Annotated in this window: 17 protein-coding genes and 1 riboswitch; of the genes, 14 read left to right on the plus strand and 3 right to left on the minus strand. The window is 37.4% G+C overall.

Features of this window, described 5'->3' with window-relative positions:
- Nucleotides 1–36 precede the first annotated feature (36 nt).
- The 7 genes from IW15_RS06560 (at nt 37) to IW15_RS06590 (ending at nt 5,578) form a co-directional block, all read left to right on the plus strand.
- Nucleotides 37–1,176, plus strand: a complete 1,140-nt coding sequence (locus tag IW15_RS06560; RefSeq protein ID WP_034710125.1) for a cystathionine gamma-synthase — start codon at nt 37–39, stop codon at nt 1,174–1,176.
- 20 nt (nt 1,177–1,196) lie between these two features.
- On the plus strand, nt 1,197–1,679 hold the full coding sequence (locus IW15_RS06565) for a nuclear transport factor 2 family protein (protein ID WP_034710126.1): 483 nt from the start codon (nt 1,197–1,199) through the stop codon (nt 1,677–1,679).
- A gap of 5 nt (nt 1,680–1,684) precedes the next feature.
- Nucleotides 1,685–2,137 (plus strand): GNAT family N-acetyltransferase, encoded by a 453-nt coding sequence (locus IW15_RS06570; protein WP_034710127.1) that lies wholly within the window; start codon nt 1,685–1,687, stop codon nt 2,135–2,137.
- 33 nt (nt 2,138–2,170) lie between these two features.
- Nucleotides 2,171–2,677: a DinB family protein gene (locus IW15_RS06575; protein WP_034710128.1), complete on the plus strand. Its 507-nt coding sequence runs from the start codon at nt 2,171–2,173 to the stop codon at nt 2,675–2,677.
- 30 nt (nt 2,678–2,707) lie between these two features.
- Nucleotides 2,708–3,280 (plus strand): hypothetical protein, encoded by a 573-nt coding sequence (locus IW15_RS06580; RefSeq protein WP_034710129.1) that lies wholly within the window; start codon nt 2,708–2,710, stop codon nt 3,278–3,280.
- 161 nt (nt 3,281–3,441) lie between these two features.
- Nucleotides 3,442–3,990: an L-threonylcarbamoyladenylate synthase gene (locus tag IW15_RS06585; protein WP_034710130.1), complete on the plus strand. Its 549-nt coding sequence runs from the start codon at nt 3,442–3,444 to the stop codon at nt 3,988–3,990.
- Between the two features lie 169 nt (nt 3,991–4,159).
- Nucleotides 4,160–5,578, plus strand: coding sequence for a CCA tRNA nucleotidyltransferase (locus IW15_RS06590; RefSeq protein WP_034710131.1), 1,419 nt, complete (start codon nt 4,160–4,162; stop codon nt 5,576–5,578).
- Nucleotides 5,579–5,740: 162 nt separating this feature from the next.
- On the opposite strand, the gene IW15_RS06595 is transcribed toward IW15_RS06590, so the two are convergent.
- The 3 genes from IW15_RS06595 to cdd form a co-directional block, all read right to left on the minus strand.
- Nucleotides 5,741–6,793, minus strand: a complete 1,053-nt coding sequence (locus IW15_RS06595) for a hypothetical protein (protein WP_034710132.1) — start codon at nt 6,791–6,793, stop codon at nt 5,741–5,743.
- An 11-nt stretch (nt 6,794–6,804) separates the two neighbouring features.
- Complete coding sequence (locus tag IW15_RS06600) at nt 6,805–8,637, minus strand: TonB-dependent receptor plug domain-containing protein (RefSeq protein WP_117584548.1); 1,833 nt, start codon at nt 8,635–8,637, stop codon at nt 6,805–6,807.
- Between the two features lie 32 nt (nt 8,638–8,669).
- Nucleotides 8,670–8,846, minus strand: a riboswitch (cobalamin riboswitch).
- 115 nt (nt 8,847–8,961) lie between these two features.
- A complete protein-coding gene (gene cdd, locus IW15_RS06605) occupies nt 8,962–9,444 on the minus strand; it encodes a cytidine deaminase (RefSeq protein WP_034710133.1) in 483 nt (160 codons plus the stop codon).
- 103 nt (nt 9,445–9,547) lie between these two features.
- On the opposite strand from cdd, the gene namA reads away from it, so the two are divergent.
- From namA to IW15_RS06635, 7 genes are all read left to right on the plus strand, one after another.
- On the plus strand, nt 9,548–10,600 hold the full coding sequence (gene namA, locus IW15_RS06610) for an NADPH dehydrogenase NamA (protein ID WP_034710134.1): 1,053 nt from the start codon (nt 9,548–9,550) through the stop codon (nt 10,598–10,600).
- A 23-nt stretch (nt 10,601–10,623) separates the two neighbouring features.
- Nucleotides 10,624–10,917 carry a DUF2752 domain-containing protein gene (locus IW15_RS06615; RefSeq protein WP_034710135.1) on the plus strand — a complete coding sequence of 98 codons (294 nt, stop codon included), beginning with the start codon at nt 10,624–10,626 and terminating at the stop codon, nt 10,915–10,917.
- A 340-nt stretch (nt 10,918–11,257) separates the two neighbouring features.
- A complete protein-coding gene (tssD, locus tag IW15_RS06620) occupies nt 11,258–11,662 on the plus strand; it encodes a type VI secretion system tube protein TssD (protein WP_034710136.1) in 405 nt (134 codons plus the stop codon).
- A gap of 159 nt (nt 11,663–11,821) precedes the next feature.
- Complete coding sequence (locus tag IW15_RS06625; protein ID WP_034710137.1) at nt 11,822–13,753, plus strand: type VI secretion system Vgr family protein; 1,932 nt, start codon at nt 11,822–11,824, stop codon at nt 13,751–13,753.
- 1 nt (nt 13,754) lies between these two features.
- Entirely contained in the window at nt 13,755–13,925 is a 171-nt protein-coding gene (locus IW15_RS22715) for a hypothetical protein (RefSeq protein WP_165585163.1), read from the plus strand.
- A 64-nt stretch (nt 13,926–13,989) separates the two neighbouring features.
- Nucleotides 13,990–14,964 (plus strand): DUF2931 family protein, encoded by a 975-nt coding sequence (locus IW15_RS06630; RefSeq protein WP_034710138.1) that lies wholly within the window; start codon nt 13,990–13,992, stop codon nt 14,962–14,964.
- A gap of 34 nt (nt 14,965–14,998) precedes the next feature.
- Nucleotides 14,999–16,411, plus strand: a complete 1,413-nt coding sequence (locus IW15_RS06635) for a T6SS phospholipase effector Tle1-like catalytic domain-containing protein (protein ID WP_034710139.1) — start codon at nt 14,999–15,001, stop codon at nt 16,409–16,411.
- Nucleotides 16,412–16,420 lie beyond the last annotated feature (9 nt).

A 16,420-nucleotide genomic window follows, 5' to 3' on the forward strand; every position in this document is an offset into this window, starting at 1 on the left:
AAGTTGTTACACTATTAAATTGTTAAATTTTAAATCATGAATTTTAATACAAAAGTTATTCACGGAGGGCAGCATCATGAATCTGCTACAGGATCGGTAAATGTTCCTGTATTTTTAACCTCTACATTTGCACAAAAAAGTCCGGGAGTACATTCCGGTTATGAATATTCAAGAGCAGCCAACCCTACCAGACAGGCATTGGAAGATTCTCTGGCAAGTATTGAAAACGGTGCCAGAGGATTGGCGTTCGGTTCAGGGCTTGCAGCCATCGACTGTGTGCTGAAATTATTAAATCCGGGAGATGAAGTTGTTGCGGTAGATGATCTATATGGCGGAACGTACAGAATGTTCACCAGACTTTTTGAAAAATATCAATTGAAATTTACGTTCGTGAATTTTGATGATGTTTCTAAAATTGCTGAAGTTCTTACAGATAAAACAAAATTAATCTGGATAGAAACTCCAACCAATCCATTGATGAAACTTGTAGACATCAAAGCTGTGGTAGAAATAGCAAAAGGGAAAAATATACTGGTAGCGGTAGACAATACCTTTGCAACTCCTTATATCCAAAGACCAATTGATTTAGGGGCAGATATCGTGATGCATTCTGCTACAAAATATTTAGGCGGACACTCTGATGTAATTGCAGGTGCCCTTATTGCTAAAGACGCAGAACTGGGAGAGCAGCTTCACTTTATTCAATTTGCAAGCGGTGGGATTTTAGGTCCACACGATTCTTATTTGGTATTGAGAGGAATTAAAACCTTAGCCTTAAGAATGCAGAGACATTCTGATAACGGATTGAAGGTGGCAAAATACCTGGAAACTCATCCTTTAGTAGACAAAGTAATTTATCCGGGATTAGAATCTCATCCTCAGTATGAGCTTGCGAAATCTCAAATGAAAGAATTTGGAGGAATGGTTTCATTTACCTTCAAATCCGGGAAAAAAGAAGATGCTGTGAAGTTTTTAGAAAAAGTAAGAGTTTTCACCCTGGCTGAATCATTAGGCGGAGTAGAATCTTTGGCCAATCATCCTGCTTTGATGACGCATGCTTCAATTCCTGCTGAAAAACGTGCAGAATTAGGCATTACAGATGATTTAGTTCGTCTAAGCGTTGGAATCGAAGATGCAGAAGATCTGATTGCAGATCTGGAAAAAGCTTTTTCTTAACCATTTCTAAACATATTATAATGAGAAAGATTCAACTTTTAATTCTTCTGGGTTTCTTCAGTCAGATGGTATATGCTCAGGTTAAACCAACTGACGAGCTGTATAAAACAGCAAAAAAGCTCGACAGTCTGATATTCGATATCGGTTTTAATAAGTGTGATCTTTCTCATTATGATTCCATTGTCAGTGATGATCTGGAATTTTATCATGACAAAGGAGGAATTACTTCGGGAAAAGAGGCTTTTACAGCTTCCATCAAAAATAATATTTGCGGTAATCCTAATAAAGTGAGACGAGAACTGGTGCCCAACAGCATGAAAGTGTATCCGTTGTACAACAACAAAGTGTTGTATGCTTTCATTCAGGAAGGAGAACATGATTTTGCTGAACTTGATAAAGGAAAATGGAATAAAGGCAGTCGTGCGAAATTTACCATCTTATGGATTTTGGATGGCAAAGACTGGAAAATGAAAAGAGTACTAAGCTATGACCATCATTTATAATCATTATGAGTAATACCAGAAAAGCGACTATTCAGGATGTATCTCAATTAGCAGAATTATTTGATCAATACAGGGTTTTCTATCATAAAGAATCAGATGTTTCAGGTGCCGAATCCTTCTTAGAAGAAAGAATTGAAAGCAAAGATTCGGAAATTTTTGTAGCAGAAAATAACGGAAATTTGGTCGGCTTTGTGCAGTTATATCCCTTATTTTCTTCAACAAGAATGTGCCGTTACTGGCTGCTGAATGATCTCTATGTGAATGAAAATTATAGAGGAAAAGGATATTCTAAAGCTTTGATTGAGGAAGCCAAAACTTTATGCAGATTTTCGAAAGCTGCAGGTATTTTACTGGAAACAGGAAAAAATAATGATATTGGCAATCAGCTGTATCCGGCATGTGGTTTTGAATTGTATGATTCCGTCAACTTTTATGAATGGACCAATCCGGAAAATTAATTAATTACTAATCATTTATAACCTATTACAAACATGTCAGATTTTCAAAAATATATTCAAAGATATCTTGATGAGATTCCTTCCGAAAACTGGTTAGACGAATTGAAAAAATCAGGAGAAAAAACCGTAGATATTTATACTAAGCTTACCGAAGAGCAGTCTCATTTTGCATACGGTGAAGGAAAATGGACTCTGAAAGAATTATTGCTGCATTTATCAGATACTGAAAGAGTGTTTCAATTTCGGGCTCTATCCTTTGCGAGAGGAGATCAGTCCGCATTACCCGGCTTCGACGAAAATGAGTACGCAGACAATTCTTTTGCCAACGAAAGAACCCTGGAATCTTTACTGGAAGAATATAAAACAGTAAGAAGATCATCCCAAATATTACTGGAAACGTTGCATCCAAAAGCATTACACAACACAGGAATTGCCAACGGAAATGAAATCGCAGTAGAAACAGTCGGAAAACTGATTGTGGGACATAATTTCCATCACTTACATATTATAGAAGAAAGATATCTTCCGGGATTGGAATGAGATAAATAATTTACGAATGTCATGCGTAGATTGAAAAATTTAGAAATTACCGAAAGTATCAAATACAGAAAACTGGTTTTTGATGAAAACTATCTGGACAAATTAGATACATTTACCATTTATTTGGCTTTCATATCACTTATTGTAATCTCAGTAATTTTATTTGGGGAAATAACGCCATCTAAGAATAATAGTTTAGAATATATTATCTTGATTTCCGTCATAAGCTTTAGTCTGTACGGCCTTTATTGCAAAGCAACAGAAAAAAGATTAAAGAAAATAAAATTCAGTATACACAAAGAAGACGCAAAGCAGAGAATTCTAGAGTATGGTAAAAAATATAATTATAGGATTTCTAAAATTTCAAATAACTTAATATTTTTTAACGAGCCTACAGATGTATATAATTCAGGACATCATGAAATGACTACCATTATTTTTTTTAAAGGTGACGCAATTCTCTATACTTTAATAAAAGAGGGGGCAAAAATAAATGCACCTGTATTACTTTCTCAACATCTTACCAGACTGGATTTTAAAAAAACATTAAATAAGACGAAAAATACCAATACAGGCTATTTTAGTTCATTGTTTCATGGTTAATTCAATTAATCTTTGCTTAAATTCTATCCTATATAATATTACCAAATAATTGAAAATAAGTAGGGATATTTCAAAATATAATATTCAATATAAACGGCTTTTAATCCATTTTTAAAATTCATTTTTTTATTTTTGCAGATGGGGGTAAGACTCATTATATTATGGAAAACATTATCGAAATATTAAAATCCGGCGGAACAATCCTTTATCCTACAGACACCATCTGGGGAATCGGGTGTGATGCGACCAACGTTGAAGCCATCAATAAAATTTATGACATCAAAAAAAGGGAGAAAAACAAATCCATGATTATTTTGGTGGAAACCGAAAAAAGACTGCAGGATCTGGTGGACGTTCCCGAAATGGCGTGGCAGATTATTGATGTAAGTGAAAAACCCGTAACAATTGTGTATGAAAATCCAAAAGGTTTACCTAAAGAACTGTTGGCAGAAGACGGAAGCATAGGAATTCGTCTGGTAAAAACCGACTTTTGTAAAAAACTGATCACCAAATTAAACAGACCTTTGGTTTCTACTTCCGCCAATTTTAGCGGAGATAAAAGCCCGTTGAAATTTTCTGATATTTCTAAAGAAATTATAGATGTGGTAGATTATGCGGTGGAAGAGGATAGAGAAAAAGTTTCAAAATATTCTGGCTCTTCAGTCATTAAAATATGGAGTGACAACAGAATAAAGATTCTCCGCGAGTAAAAGAAAAGATTTTAATTATCTTTGCAGGATCATTCAACTGCTAAGGCATGTAGGAATAGTAAGCAACGCTTGATTTCTTAATTCTTTAACGGTTATGCGTCAGATCAATAAAGAATATACAACTCTGGTATGGATCTGAAACTTAAATTCTAACCTCTACATAATAAACATGTTCATTAATCTTAATCAAAATAGAAATTTAAAACTTTTCAAAATCATTTCTGAGGTAGCCTCGAAAAATAACCAGTCTGCATACATTGTAGGTGGATATGTTCGTGACTTACTGATGAAAAGAAAAGCCTCTACTGATATTGATTTTGTTACTGAACAGAGCGGTATTGAACTGGCTCAAAGTGTTGCCAGCGAAATTGACCCGAAGCTGAAAGTATCTGTTTTTAAAACCTACGGAACGGCAATGATCAAATACAAAGATCTGGAACTTGAATTTGTAGGAGCAAGAAAAGAAAGCTATACAGAAAACAGCCGCAAGCCAGAAGTAGAAGGGGGAACGCTGGAAGATGATCAGAAACGAAGAGATTTCACGATCAATGCCATGGCCATCTCTTTAAACAAAGACAATTTTGGAGAACTTATCGATCCTTTTAACGGAGTAGAAGATCTTCAAAAAGGCATTTTAAGAACGCCTCTGGAACCTGCTCAAACCTATTCTGATGATCCGTTGAGAATGATGCGGGCCATCCGTTTTGCTTCTACCTTGCAGTTTACCATTGAAGAAAAATCATTATTGGCCATACAGCAGGAAGCAGAAAGAATCAAGATCGTTTCCATGGAACGTGTAATGGTTGAATTTAATAAAATTATGCTTTCTGAAAAGCCTTCTATCGGTCTAGGACTTATGGAAGAGACCGGACTTTTACAACTGATCATCCCTGAATTAATAGAATTAAAAGGAATTGAAGAAGTAGAAGGACAAACCCATAAAGACAATTTCTACCACACCCTGGAGGTGCTCGACAATATTTCAAAAAATACAGAGAACCTTTGGCTTCGCTGGTCGGCATTGCTTCACGATATCGGGAAAGCGCCTACGAAGAAATTTGTTGAAGGAACAGGCTGGACATTCCACGGCCATGAGTTTCTAGGTTCCAAGATGACAAAAACCCTCTTCCAGCGATTAAAACTGCCATTAGGACCCGATATGAAGTATGTCCAGAAAATGGTGAAACTTTCCTCCCGTCCTATTGCTTTAATCACAGATGATGCCTCAGATTCGGCATTAAGAAGGCTGTTGTTTGATGCCGGTGAAGATCTGGAAGATCTTTTCACACTCTGTAAAGCCGATATTACCACCAAAAATTCAAGAAAGCAGGAGAGATTCAAGAAAAATTTTGAATATGTTGCGGTTAAGATCAAGGAAGTAGAAGAAAAAGATCAGGTAAGAAACTTTCAGCCACCTATTTCAGGAGAAGAGATCATGGAAATGTTTGCTCTTAAACCTGGTCGCGAAATTGGAATTTTAAAAGAAAAAGTAAAAGAAGCCATTTTGGAAGGTGAAATCCCGAACGAGAAAGAAGCAGCCACAAAATTTGTGATTGCAGAAGCTGAAAAACTGGGATTACAGGTATAAATAAATTCATAATACAACATAAAAACGGCCGGATCATTGATCCGGCCGTTTTCTTTTATATCATTTTATAAAAGAAATCCGGGCGGCTTCGAAGAAGCCACCCGGACAAAAACACAAATGATGAAAAAAAATAAAAAATTATATAAACGCCGAAGCGTAGATTTAGTTTTTATAAAAACCGTTTGTTGAAATTCCTGCAGTGAATGTTTTTAACAATGCACCTGTATTGGCATTATAAATATTGATCTTACTGTCAGAAGTGAAATTAGTGGTAGAAACGTAAATGTTACTATCGATGACGTCAATCCCATATAAAGTTCCTGTTGGTGCAGTGAACAGAGGAGTAGTAGGAATAGTTGTAGATCCTAAAGCCATCCTGTAAACTTTGTTGTCGCCAGTTGAAAAATATAGAGTGTTATTGCTTATTCTTAATTTCTGAGCCTGTGGAATAGCAGTAAGAGTTGTTGTTGTAGCAGTTCCGTCTGCAGTATTGATCTTATAAATATAAGAATTGGTATTGTCAGAAGCCAATGCATATGCATTACCATTATAAGAAACCAAATCTCTGATAATTCCGTTACTTGGAAGAGTTACAGTTTTGTCAACTACATTGGTGGATGGCTTTACAATAGTGATGGTATATCCTGTTGCAACTTCGCCTGGAGCATAGGTGACACCGTCAGTCTGCACTACGATACTTCCGCTGGCCTCTACCACTTTTTCAGCTGCTCTGTCAAAACTGATGCTCTTTACAAAAGAATTGTCGCTGTTGTAAACATTCAGTTTATGTACACTCGCATAATCGTTGTTGGTTACATAATATTGAGCTCCGGAAAATGCAATATATCTTGGGTTATCAAGATTACTCGTTACTGTAGAAACCTTTTTAAAGCTGTATCGGTTTACGATTTCAATTTTATTGGGAATATTGCAAACAAGGTAAGCATAATTTCCACTGAATCCTATCGTTTGAAAAACCTTACCTAGCACTTCATTATTGTTGTTGGATGCATAGATTCCGTTATATACATTTCCCCAGTTATTGCTAAGGAAAGAAACCTCAGAAGTCGGGCTTGTGAATCCCCCTTCATTAGAGATAAGAATTCCGTTTTCATACGTTATAGCGGTGGCTGCAGTTTCATCATCATTGCTACAGGCAACATTGAAAAAAAGCGCCGAAGCAAATACAAAAGGTAAAATTTTTCTGATATTCATTATAATTTATTTTAAAAGTTGATATTTAAATTCACACTGTAATTCCTCTTTGGCAGCGGATAAGAAGCCATGGTGTAATAGATTTCATTAAAAATATTATTCACCTTGAATCCCACCGTATATTTTTTAAGAAATGTTCCTGAAACCCCTGCATTCATTACAAAATACGGATCCAGTGCATCACTTCTTTTTTCTTCCGTATCAGTATATGTAAGTCCGTTGAACATTCCCTGTACATAGATCCTCATAAAGTCATACTGATAATCTACATTTCCAAAAATCTTATGAAGAGGAACATACATCAGTTGCTTTTTATTTTCAAGATTGATCGATTTTGAATACGTATATCCTATACTTGATTTCAGGCTTTGTTTCCCGAATTTTCGAGCATATTCTACCTGCGATTCCAGCCCGTAAGACTCTACCTTATGAGTATTAGAAGGAGCATAATACCCAAATTGGGTCTGCTGCCAGCTAATCAGATCACGAATGTTCATATAATAAGGCGTTACGGTAATTTTAAAATCGGACACCATAAAATGATTGCTCAGATCAGCCTGATAGGAAGTTTCGGGTTTCAAATCTTTATTTCCTCCCGGCTGCCAGTACAGATCATTGAAAGAAGGAAATCTGAAATTCCTTGAAATATTAAGCTCCGTGCTGTACCATGTTGCAGCATTCCATTTTCCTGAAAAAGAAAACAGAACCGGAGAACTGATTCCCTCTACAAAATCCTTTTTTAAACCCGCTTCAAAACGCAGATCTGATGCAACAAAATAGCGAAGCAATCCCGCTACGGAACCTACATTTCTGCTCACTTTAGAAATTTGGGAAGTTCCCTTACCTTCAGCTTTATTCACCTGGAATTCACCGATGACATTCACATTCCATTTCGGACTCAGGAAATAATTAAAATCATTTTTTACAATATAATTTTTTCCTATCCCGCCACTTGTGCCGGGTCCATTGATATTGGCAAAATATTGAAAATTCTCTTCTGTATAAGCAGCCTTAAATGAATTGCTGAACTTCGACTGATTCCAGTCCCACGAAAGAAGACTTCTGATATTTTGGGTTTCGTATTTTGTTTTGGTTTCACTTTCAAACAGTACCGGATAATTCTGATTTCCGTTAAAAAATTCAGAAATCCATGAAATCTGATGGTGAGGAGCTATTTTATAAGCACCGGCAATATTAAAAGTTGTATTAAAATATTTTCCGTTCTGATTGATATAATTTCGCGCCTCTTTCACCTCATAATCATTCTCACTGATAGAATAATTTCCGGAAGCTTTGATACTTAATTTATCATTGCTGTAAGAACCTTTTATAAAATTATTAAAAGTACCGAATGAAGCCGCTTCAGAAAATAAAGAAGCATGAAAACCTTTATTAAAATCCAGATTATTGTTAAGATGGATGCTTCCCCCAATAGCACCGCTGCCATAAATGACACTTCCGCCACCTGCTTTTATGTCAAGTTGGTCGTATCCAAACAAAGGAATATTGTTGACGTCTCCCTGACCCAGAAAATTAGAATTAATACTGATTCCGTTCCAGACAAAAGCCGTTTGTTGGGCAGTAGTTCCCCTAAAAGAAGGCGAAGAAACAGCACCACGGCCGTTTTCCTTAATATATACCGGAGACTGAAAACGTAAAAGTTCAGAAAGATTAGTGGAATTTTTCTCTGCGTCTTCAAGGGTAAGGGTGTTCACCTTATGAAAAAGCTTCACTTTATTCATTTGGCTGTCAAAAACATAAATAGTATCTATGCCTTTCTCCTGCCCAGAAAGAAAGCAACCATAAGACGACAAAAGCAGTACTAAAGATCTTTTTATATCCATACTATTTTACTTTTCCTCCGAAAGCAATATATTTTTTGATTATAATTCTGGCAGGTCTCCTGACTTTCGCTTTCTACACCTTCCCGTATGTACAGTGGTTCTTCGTAGAATTTCTTATTGCGATTTACAGTTGCGGGGACAGTTTGGGGCTTACACCCAATTCCCTATTAATTCCAAATATGCTGGAAACCAAAATTTTTGTAAAGATAAGTTTTTAAACGTATTAAACAAAAAGGCAATGCTGAACCGTAAATTTTCAGTGCTGCAGCTATGTTTTACCTCCATTTAAAAAGATAGTAGAGGCAAAACAATGGCTGTTTTGCCTTACAGAAACGTTGCATCAAAATAGAATGGCAAAAGATCCTTAATAGAATGTACTTTTACCACCTCCTCATTCATGCTTGAAAAATAGAGGTCAATATTTTCGTTCTGCTTCGTTTCATATTCCATTAAACTCTGGCGGCATGCACCACATGGCGGGATGGGAGGATTTTTCTCATGAAACTCCTTAGGACCGCCCACAACGAAAATCTTTTTGATCTTCACCGTAGGAAAATTGGCTCCTATCCAAAAGAGCGCTGTTCTTTCAGCACAAAGCCCGGATGGAAAAGCGGCATTCTCCTGATTGTTTCCGGAAAATATTTCTCCGTTTTCCAGCAGGACAGCACATCCTACAAAAAACTGAGAATAAGGTGCATAAGCGTTTTCACGGGCCTGTTTTGCTGTTTCGAATAATTTTTTCTCGATATCATTCAGTTCACTGCTATTTTTAAAATATTCGTAACCGATCTGTATGTCTTTTTTCATATATTGTAGGCCTAAAAAAGGGGGATAAAATTAGCTCTTTTTACTCAGGTGGGCAATATTATTTTATTCTTCCGGTATCTCCATTAAATTTCAAAATAATAATATGTTATATACGCCAATAAAATTCAGAAATGTAGAGCTTAAAAACAGATGGGTAATGTCTCCCATGTGTATGTATTCCTGCGAAAATGGTATAGCCAATGATTTTCATTTTGTACACTACGGAAGCCGGTCGCAGGGCGGTACAGGTTTAATTATGGTGGAAGCTACTGGCGTAGAACCACGCGGAAGAATTACCAACCATTGCATGGGAATCTGGAATGATAAGCAGGCAGAAAAACTGCAGAGAATTGTAGAATTTGTCCATAACAGATCAGAAAGCAAAATTGGAATTCAGATTGCTCACGCGGGCAGAAAAGGATCAACGTGGAATAATCTTCAGATCCCTATTGAAGAAGGTTGGGAAACTATTGCGCCAAGCCCGATTCCTTACCATCCTACAGAAAGAATTCCGCACGTGTTGAGCGTTGAAGAAATCAAAGAATTAGTTCAGAATTTTAAAGATGCCGCAAAAAGAGCTGTACAAGCTGGTTTTGATGTCATTGAAATTCATGGAGCTCATGGCTATTTGGTTCATCAGTTTTTATCACCTCTTTCCAATGTAAGAACGGACGAGTATGGCGGAAGTTTTGAAAACAGGATTCGGTTTTTACTTGAAATCGTGGATACAGTGAATGAAGAGCTTAGTGAAAACACTGCATTATTTGTAAGGATTTCCGGAACGGAGTATGCTGAAAATGGCTGGGATGTTCAGGATAGTGTCAAATTAGCTGAAATACTGAAAAATCACGCTGTGGATTTAGTAGACGTTTCAAGTGGCGGAAATATTCATGGTGCTAAAATTCCTGTTTTTGAAGGCTACCAGGTTCCTTTTTCATCTCAGGTAAAAAATAATGGCGGGGTAAAAACCGGAGCGGTAGGATTAATTACAAATGCTGAGCAGGCAGAAGAGATCCTTCAAAAAGGAGAGGCGGACCTTATATTTGTAGCAAGAGAAATCTTGAGAAATCCTTATATTGCGGTACAGGGCTCTTTTGAAATGAAAGCAGAATGCTTTTTTCCATACCAATATTTAAGAGCGAAAATTTCTTCATAAATTCACATTGAACGAACAGAAAAATGAAAATTGAAGACTTCATGCTGACCTGTCCCAGCAAAAAATTCCTGGGAATAGAATGCTTTGGATGTGGCGCTCAGAGAGCTATAGTCATGGTATTTGAAGGGCGGTTTTCTGAAGCGTTTCATTTGTTCCCTGCAGTTTATACCCTGTTGATTTTTTGGGGAATGGTTGGAGTAAGCTTCATTGACAAAAAAAGAAAGTACGGAAATACGTTACTGCTGGCTGCTGTCATCAATGTCATCATTATGATTATATCCTATTATTACAAATATTTCCATCTGGGAAGCTATTAAAATGATATTACAAATACTAAAAACCGCTTCTGGCGGTTTTTTTAGCTTAGAAAATTAAAATCTTGTTGATTATAAAGGTCATCAATTTTGTATTGGAAACATAACTGAAAAAATGGCGTAAATTTTTTTGATATACTAATTTAATGTTAAAAAATAACTTTCAAGTCTTAAATAAGGTTTATATTTTTTAACATTATATCAAGTATTGATGAAGAAAGTCGTAGAATTACTACAAAATATAAAATAATCGATAAAAAATTTTTATAATACACCCTGAAAGCTATCTTTGCTATACCAATCTTATGAATACTATAATCTTTAATGATTAAAATTTACCAATATGGCAGCAAACTCAAGAGGAATCTTAAAATTCAATGGAGGCGAGGGTCAAAAGCTATTAAAGCTTAACTACAGCGTATCAAGATCTACAGACGTATCAGGACGTGTAGCATCAGACCCATCTAACGCGATTATAAAATTAACAGTCGAGGCAACGGAAAAATCGGATATTCTGGAAAGTTTACTGAACGGAAAATACAAACCGACAAGCGGAGAAGTCACTTTCAATAAATCTCATGAAGAAGGAACATTGATTACTTTAAACTGGGAAAACGGATACGTTATTCAGCATGAAGTAGACTTTGACGCAGTAGACAGCAACAGCATGCTGATCAGTTTTGTGATCAGTGCCGAAGAAATCAACTACGGAAACTCTGCTTACAAAGGACTTTGGCCATCCAGCTAAGTTCACAGGAGTAGCAATATCAAAAAAGACTGTCCTTTAAGACGGTCTTTTTTTACCTGTTATGAAAGTGCACTTTCTGGAGGGGAATTTTGTTTCATATCCATAAATTCCCATATGATTGAATAATTTTTATAATTTTAATAAAATCACTTACAAATTATGTCTACCACACCTGAAAACTCAAGGGGTGCGTCATTCCGTCCCGCACAAAATGCAGACGGAGTATCCGAGAATCATCATATAGGGATCAACCGTTTGGTCAAGCTTTCTCTCGTTATAGAAGGAAAAATGATCAAATACTATAAGCATTTTAAACTCACACAAAGCGCACAGCGCCATCATGAGTTTGTTCTTACCCTGGCACACGATACTCTTGGAGACCGACAGACCCACGCACTGGAAGAAGCCAATAAATTCCTTGGAAAACGTCTGACAGCGGTGATTTCATATAAGGATATCGATAACAGCCCGGAAAGAACTTTTGTGGGAGTGATCACCGGAGTAGGATTCAGCCAGGAGAAAATGAGCCTGGGGAATATCATACTTTCCGGATACAGTCCAACGATCCTGTTGGATGGAGCGCCTCATATCCAAAGTTTTGGCGGAGTACAGCCTGTGAATGTCGGAATTATTGCCGAAGAAGTGATTAAACAGGGCATCGATAAAAGCCGTTTTGACATAAGGGTCGATGCAAATAATTTTTCCCAGATCATCTACAGCAGCCAATATAACGAGACCCATTATAATTACCTGGCAAGAATGGCTGAAGCGTACGGCGAGCAGTTTTATTATGACGGAGAAGTCCTGCATTTCGGGAAACTTCCTCCTCAGAATAAAGCGATCACGCTAACGTATGGAAGCAGCGCCAATGATATTAGAGTAGAACTGAAAGCCGTGCATACGAAACCGCAGTTTTATGGATATAATAGCAGTAAGAACGAAAAACTGACATCAGGCGCAACTCCTATTCAGCATGTAAGCGATCTCGCAAAGACGGCTTATAATCATAATGAGAGCATTTATAAAACACCCGCTCTTCAGATGGCTCCGATCAAAGCATCGACTCATCTTGATGTAGAATATTCACAAAAAAGTGCTTCAGGTAGTGAAGCCGTAAATGTTTTTTCTTTATCAGGAAATACCACTGTTCCTTTTTTACATCCCGGCTGTGCTGTGGATGTTCAGATGCGTAAAACCGATACGAATGAAACATCCTATTTTACCAGAATCATGATCACGGAAACGGTTCACGAAATAGATACGATAGGCCATTACCATGGAAGTTTTGCAGGAATAGCAGCCGATACAGGCTTCCTTCCCAAGCCGGATTATAAAACGCCTATAGCAGAACCACAACTGGCTACCGTCATTTCAAATACCGATCCTGAAAACCAGGGAAGAGTACAGGTGAGATTTGACTGGCAGACGAATGATACGACTCATTTTATACGCATGATGAGTCCGGACGCGGGAGGTACAGACCAAATTACCCAAAACAGAGGATATGTTGCCATTCCTGAAGTAGGAGATCAGGTGATGGTTAATTTTGTACATAATCATCCCGACAGACCTTTTGTAATGGGTGGAATGTTCCACGGTGAGGCTGGCCTTGGCGGTGGAATCAACAATCATCTGAAATCCATCCAGACCAGAAGCGGAATCAGAATTCTGATGAATGATGAAGAAGGAAGTGTGAAGATTGTGGATCCAAGCGGAAATATCTACTTCATGGACGGTAAAGGAAATATCAGCATGAACGCTCCTAAAAACTTTACGTTGAATGCCGGAGAAAATATCAATATCACGGCTGGAAAAGAAATTTCAGTAAGTGCGGGAGAAAGCATCACGAGTTCTGCCAATGAAAATATTATTTCCACAGCAGGAAAAGATATTGTACAGACTGCGACGGGTGACATTCGGGAATCTTCGGACACCAGAACAGAAATGGTAGATAAAGAATTCAAAAGACAGTCGGAAACGTCTAATGAAATAGCCGGAGAAATATCAATGTTCAGCGAGATGGAAAATATGACGATGCAGAGTGGAAAGATTGTGGAATTCAACAGTGCTGAAAAATCAAAACTTTTCTGATATGGCTATCATAAAGACTGCAAAAAATATACACATAAAAGTCACAGACTCTTATCATTTGAATGTGGGAAAAAAGGTTGAAAAAATCGCGAAGAAAATTAATGTAGAAGCACAAAAACAAAACCTCGTTCTGGCAAGCAACAAAAAGATAACGTCCCATGGAAACAAATAAATTAAAAGTTCTCCTTCTTTTTGTGCTCTGCAGTTTCTCGTTAATAAGTTGTCAAAATAAAAAAATGGAAGAAAAATACAGTTGGTTAGGAACTATTTCTGCCCCTCAGGAATATCCAATGGAAATCTACGGCGGAGCTATTATTGCTGACGATTTTACGTATGGTTTTGATGCCATCTGGGGAACGCAGAATACAGGCTGGGGAAATGAAGGCGGAACGATGAGCGTGGAAACCAGCAAAATGGGAATCCCGCATCAGTTGAAATTTACCTGGTACTCTTTGGTAGAAAGAAAATTTTACACCGGGAAATGGGATTTGGATCAGAAAAAAATAAAAGAACTGTTTGATAACGGTTTTATAGATGAGGATACCCATAAAAAAGCCACCTACACTAATTTTATAGTAGGATTAGCTCCAAAAGGAAGAGTTGTATTATGGATAAACGGCCCGGGAAACCAGAAAGAAGTAGGTGTTTTTCAGGCGCATGATACCATTATTACTAAAGAAAAAGCCTACGAAAATGCAAAATATATGTTGAAAGAAGGCTTTGCAGACCGGATGCTGAATGATCCATCATATGAAACATTTAAACAGGAAGTGAGGCAGAAAATAGAAGCACAGGGGTATCCTGCAGCAGAAATTTATGATCTATACAGAGAAAGATACAGCTGGAAACCTTCGGTTATACTTCAGGAAGGCGGAGAATGGATAGATTTCGGATTCACAGCTTATAACGGTGAGCAGGAAAATCTTTTCGGAGAAAGCTTAAAAGCCGATACCTATACAAAAAGAGCCGTTCCTAAATTCTGCGGTTTTTATTGGAAAGATAAAACCAAAAACAGATATGCGATGTGGGTGGATGCTTTCGATGAGAAAGAAATTTTTGAACTTTTTAAAAAGTTCGGGAAAGAAGAGAACATTGATTTTGTCATCAAAATCAATGAAGATAATACCAAAGCAACGCTGTCTTTAAAAAGCGAAAAACAGGAACTTCCTATTACCAAGGCAAAGATCAGATTATCCCGGAAAATAGAATAGCGTATTTTTCATTATCAATTGTAAAATAAAAACGATGCACAATAATAAATTTGGAGAATATACCCCGGAAATAACCAAAGAGGAAGTGATAGACATTACCCTCGGGATGTTTTTTGACGGGACTTTGAATAATAAAACCAATACCATCGAAAGAAGGGAGAAAACTCCTGAATACAAGAAAAATGGAGGCAATCCAACGGATAATAACAGCTACAACAACGATTGGAGTAATGTAGCGCGTTTGTGGGATAATTACGATAAGAATTCCGGCATTTATATCGAAGGAATTGGTACCGAAGATAAACAAAAAGATTCCATGATGGGGTACGCCTTCGGATCAGGAGATACCGGAATCCGTGGAAAGGTGAGAAAAGGCTGTGAAGAGATTGTGAAAAAAGTAAAAAATATCAAAAGCTCAAAAAAAGCAGATAAAATTGCAGTCCTTACTTTTGATGTTTTCGGGTTCAGCCGTGGTGCGGCAGCCGCCCGTAATTTCGTCCATGAAATAGGAAAAGCAAAATATAAAGCAAGCTCCACAACGGTTTCCCATGAAGGAATGACGGTTACTTCACGCTATGATAGCGACGGTAACAGTGTGACTGATGAAGAACTTCCGAAATGGGGACATCTGGGACTTAAGTTACAGGAAGCTGGAATTACTGTGGATGTATTGAGAATAAGATTTCTGGGTATTTATGATACAGTATCTTCCTATTCAAAATATCTGACTCCGGTGCCCAATTTCAGCAATGATGTGGAAGAACTGGGCTTGAATGATATCGGAAGAGCACAGACAGTTATTCATTTTGTAGCAGAAAATGAGCATAGAGAAAACTTTGACCTTACCAATGTGCATGTTGGCATAGAAAAAATATTTCCAGGGGTACACTGCGATGTCGGAGGCGCCTATGAGAATGGTGAGGAGAGCTGGGAAGAGATTGAAACCTCATGGACAACCAGTACGAAATTAAAGGCTCTGAGAAGCCAGCTTATAGCAGACGCATGGTATAAAGAAGATCAGCTTACCATCACTCCCGGGTTTTATCTGGCATTAAAAGGAACTCGTGATTTAGTAAAAACATACAGCTACATCCCGCTGCATTTTATGGCTGAGCATGGAGTCCAGAAAACAGTTCCGCTGACCGTAAAAAAGCTGACGGCGGAAACCTATTCTATTTCAGAAGATCCTTTACTCGTAAGGGTAAAAGACCGTCTGAGACCTTATGCAATGGAAAACGGAAAACAGTACACCTTTAAAAGATATAAAGATATTGAAACAGCTTATGGAGGTGCCTCCATACCGGAAGAAAAATACGCGGATTACCAGAAGGAGATGAAAGAACAGGATGATCTCAGAATTCTCCGAAACAAGTATCTTCACTGGTCGGCAAGGAGAGAAGGCATCGGAATGGATCCTACATCCGACAGAGTAAGAGTATTGCATTAATCTTTACGG

It is taken from the genome of Chryseobacterium soli, assembly GCF_000737705.1.
In the GTDB taxonomy this organism is placed as follows: domain Bacteria; phylum Bacteroidota; class Bacteroidia; order Flavobacteriales; family Weeksellaceae; genus Chryseobacterium; species Chryseobacterium soli.

Excerpts from the sequence above, each read along its gene's own strand:
- IW15_RS06570 (WP_034710127.1), top strand. The coding sequence starts at position 1,685 with ATGAGTAATACCAGAAAAGCGACTATTCAGGATGTATCTCAATTAGCA.
- IW15_RS06590 (WP_034710131.1), top strand. The coding sequence starts at position 4,160 with ATGTTCATTAATCTTAATCAAAATAGAAATTTAAAACTTTTCAAAATC.
- IW15_RS06565 (WP_034710126.1), top strand. The coding sequence starts at position 1,197 with ATGAGAAAGATTCAACTTTTAATTCTTCTGGGTTTCTTCAGTCAGATG.
- IW15_RS06635 (WP_034710139.1), top strand. The coding sequence starts at position 14,999 with ATGCACAATAATAAATTTGGAGAATATACCCCGGAAATAACCAAAGAG.
- IW15_RS06615 (WP_034710135.1), top strand. The coding sequence starts at position 10,624 with ATGAAAATTGAAGACTTCATGCTGACCTGTCCCAGCAAAAAATTCCTG.
- IW15_RS06595 (WP_034710132.1), bottom strand. The coding sequence starts at position 6,793 with ATGAATATCAGAAAAATTTTACCTTTTGTATTTGCTTCGGCGCTTTTT.
- cdd (WP_034710133.1), bottom strand. The coding sequence starts at position 9,444 with ATGAAAAAAGACATACAGATCGGTTACGAATATTTTAAAAATAGCAGT.
- namA (WP_034710134.1), top strand. The coding sequence starts at position 9,548 with ATGTTATATACGCCAATAAAATTCAGAAATGTAGAGCTTAAAAACAGA.
- IW15_RS06585 (WP_034710130.1), top strand. The coding sequence starts at position 3,442 with ATGGAAAACATTATCGAAATATTAAAATCCGGCGGAACAATCCTTTAT.
- IW15_RS06575 (WP_034710128.1), top strand. The coding sequence starts at position 2,171 with ATGTCAGATTTTCAAAAATATATTCAAAGATATCTTGATGAGATTCCT.
- IW15_RS22715 (WP_165585163.1), top strand. The coding sequence starts at position 13,755 with ATGGCTATCATAAAGACTGCAAAAAATATACACATAAAAGTCACAGAC.
- IW15_RS06560 (WP_034710125.1), top strand. The coding sequence starts at position 37 with ATGAATTTTAATACAAAAGTTATTCACGGAGGGCAGCATCATGAATCT.
- IW15_RS06630 (WP_034710138.1), top strand. The coding sequence starts at position 13,990 with ATGGAAGAAAAATACAGTTGGTTAGGAACTATTTCTGCCCCTCAGGAA.
- IW15_RS06625 (WP_034710137.1), top strand. The coding sequence starts at position 11,822 with ATGTCTACCACACCTGAAAACTCAAGGGGTGCGTCATTCCGTCCCGCA.
- tssD (WP_034710136.1), top strand. The coding sequence starts at position 11,258 with ATGGCAGCAAACTCAAGAGGAATCTTAAAATTCAATGGAGGCGAGGGT.
- IW15_RS06600 (WP_117584548.1), bottom strand. The coding sequence starts at position 8,637 with ATGGATATAAAAAGATCTTTAGTACTGCTTTTGTCGTCTTATGGTTGC.